3 protein-coding genes are annotated in these 3,106 nt (G+C 54.9%); 1 reads left to right on the top strand and 2 read right to left on the bottom strand.

Going from position 1 to position 3,106, the window contains the following annotated elements; genetic code table 11:
• The coding region (locus RMSM_RS40710; RefSeq protein ID WP_040764343.1) for a hypothetical protein at positions 1-1,447 on the top strand (1,447 nt) is incomplete at its 5' end.
• Here RMSM_RS40710 and RMSM_RS06060 read toward each other — a convergent pair.
• A complete protein-coding gene (locus RMSM_RS06060; RefSeq protein ID WP_144057410.1) occupies positions 1,377-2,060 on the bottom strand; it encodes a toprim domain-containing protein in 684 nt (227 codons plus the stop codon). The genes RMSM_RS40710 and RMSM_RS06060 overlap by 71 nt on opposite strands.
• Positions 2,061-2,218: 158 nt before the next feature.
• The coding region (locus tag RMSM_RS06065; protein ID WP_144057411.1) for a serine/threonine-protein kinase at positions 2,219-3,106 on the bottom strand (888 nt) is incomplete at its 5' end.

The raw sequence follows: 3,106 nt of genomic DNA on the forward strand, positions 1-3,106 counted from the left end.
TTGGCTGATCCAAAACGCAACCGGCAAGCTTGCACAAACCGACAGCGGTGTTGGCGGGCTGTACTGGATGCTCTACCACTTTGTGCCTGGCTACGATTCGCTTCGCTATCCGGCCAAATGGCTGCCGATTGCCGCGTTCGCCGCGTCGATGGTCACCGCATATTGGCTCGAAAATTTGCCGCGTTTCGCTGCATCCACTCGACACGCACTGATCACGATTGCGATCGTGATGGTTGTCGCCTTCGTCGTCGTGCTGGGGATACAGTACGATCCCGCTCGCTGGATTGGCAACCGAGCCGCAGTGCCGCCGGATCCCTTTTGGGGACCACTGGACATCGCAGGCGGGCTCCGCGAAGTTTTCTGGTCGATTGTTCATTCCACCATTGTGCTTGCCTGTGTCGCCTGGGTCTTGTTGCGATTGCAACGCCATCGACTTTCGCGGATGACCGCAATGCGATGTCTGTTGGGAATCGTGGCAATCGATATGGCCGTGTTTGCGGCGGGCAACATTGCCCGGGTCACCACCAACCGAGATGCAACAAAATCGATTCCCATCGCCGATGCCGAGCTGATGACGTTGCGAACACGAACAGGCAATGGATGGCCACGGGTTTGGCAAGAAGCCCAAGACAAAGATCGATTGACCGAGGTCGAGTTGAGCTCGGAAATCGCATGGTTCGGCCGCTGGCATCTTGCTGATCGCGGACATGTGCTCAACAACATGACCTCGATTCGATCTCAAGCGATGGCGATGTTTTGGAAAGCCACACGCGAAGTTTCCGGAACGATGCCGCCAAAACAACGAGCCGAATTTTGGATTGCTGTGTCACAGTGGCTCGGCATCGAACAAACTTTGAACGCGACCGAATCCTCGCGACTCGCTTCCCACTTGAACCTAGTCGATACCCAAATCAGTCAAACTCCGTCGCATCCGGCAATACAAATCCACTACGCTTGGTCGATCCAAGATTCCGCCACTGCGAACAGCAGGGATTTCAAGTCGTTGCTAGGCGAGGTGCTCGATGCGACACATGTCCCCTGCGTTTACGTGAACAATCATGGTGGCGAACTTCTTTCCCCCAATCCGATTGACGAACCCGACGACCAATGGATCCTCAAGAACGAAACGGCGGATTCAGTTGAAATCGAAATCGAGGCATCCGCAGCGTGCTTGCTACAGCGGAACGTCTACCAAGATGGACATTGGCATGCTTCTTTGGTCTCGCTCGATTCTGCGAAAACTCGCCCCGCCACGGTTCACCGCGTCGACTATCTAAAACAAGGCGTGCTGGTTCCGCCGGGACGATGGGTTGTCACTTTCGAATACAAACCGTGGTGGATGATGCCCTCGATTGTCGTTGCGACCTTCGCGTGGCTCACGATACTGATAGGTTGGGGCAAAAGACACGGATGGCTTCTTCGGCGTCGTGGATTGTCATCTCGCTGACTGCTCGAGTGTCAGGGTGCAGACATGTCTTTCGCAACGTGTCCTCATTCAGACTAGCAAGACCACGGAAGCGGTTGATCTTGATCCCTTCGATCCCCTTCGCATCGAGTTGCTCTCGAATCACCCGATAGTGCTCTTCGCCGTACGCTAGCAGCGTATCCTTGTAGCGGCGAGCCGATATTTCGAACATCGGCGCTCGCACCACCGAAACACGACCGGATTCCAATAGCGGCCGCATCCAACGATAGAAGAACATCATCATTAGCGCCCCACAATGAATCCCATCGGCATCGGGATCGAACAGCAAAACCACTCGCTCGAACCGAATCGTATCGAGATGAAAATAGTCCTCGACTCCGGAACCGAGCGCATCAATCACGGCGGCGAAGAGTTCGTTTCCTTCGATGGTGCGACGGGTCGATCGCAAGGCGTTCATCGGCTTGCCTTGCATCGGCAACACCGCTTGAAACGTTTTGTCACGAGCTCGCGCGACGCTGAGCGAGGCCGAATCGCCTTCGACCAAAATCAACTCGGCTCCTGAGCCAACGCCATGTTTTTGAGAATCGTGAAGCTTGATCGGTTGGCGAGGAAACATCGTGTTTTTTTCAGACAAGCAATAAAGGGCAATAACGTAGCACAGGCCGTAGGTTTTTCGTAGCGAAACTCGCCAAGAGTATCGAGCAGGGGATGGGAGTGACCGAAAGTCTTGGCGACTTTCGCTACGAGGAATGTGGGATCAGCTTCAAACCTGCATCTCCCCAATGCCCCGCGCTAAGCGTCGCCGTGCTGCTTCCACCAAGCGGCCGCGTCGCTGCTGGTCCATGGAAATTCGACTCGCAGCTCATCAATCGCGTCGGCAAGTTCACCGATCGAAGCGTAACGGTCAGCGGCATTTTTGGCCATGCACTTAAAAACAGTCCTGCGCACCGACTCGGGGACATCTTCACCGCGGTGAATCCCCAGCCCGATCGGCTGCTCGCTGATTATCAACGCAAAGAGTGACTCGGGATCACATTCAGCAAACGGGGGGCGGCCCGCCAACAGGTAATAGGCAACACAGCCCACTGAATAGATATCCGAGCGAGGATCCATCACCGAGGGCGATCGAAAGCGTTCCGGTGCCATGTACATCGGCGTCCCCGCCCAAATCACCTCGCGAGTTTGATAGGTCCCTTTATCGGGGCTGAGCGGTTTCGCAAGCCCATAATCAAACACGACTGCCCAATCACCGATCGACGGATCGAGTGACAACATAATGTTTTGTGGTTTGATGTCGCGATGTACCAAATCGAGACTGTGCGCCTCGCCCAACGCTTCGCAGACTTGCCGTAGCACAAACAACACGCGTCCGATCGACTGAAATCCACTACGTGCCACTACCTCTTGCAGCGTCAAACCCGACAGGTATTCCATCACGCAGTATGCTTCCCCCTCTTCGCTGCGACCGTAATCGTAAATCGTCACGCTGTGGGGATTGGTCAGCGAGGCAGCCAACCGCGCCTCACGATCAAAACGTAACTGATCTTCACGATTTTGACGATCACTTCGCAATAATTTCAAAGCCGCTTTTCGTCCCAACTGCAAGTGTTTGACCTTATACACAACCCCCATCCCTCCGCTGCCTAATTCGGCAAGAATTTCGTAGCGGCTAAGCGGATG

Origin of the sequence: Rhodopirellula maiorica SM1, assembly GCF_000346295.1 — a bacterium.
In the GTDB taxonomy this organism is placed as follows: domain Bacteria; phylum Planctomycetota; class Planctomycetia; order Pirellulales; family Pirellulaceae; genus Novipirellula; species Novipirellula maiorica.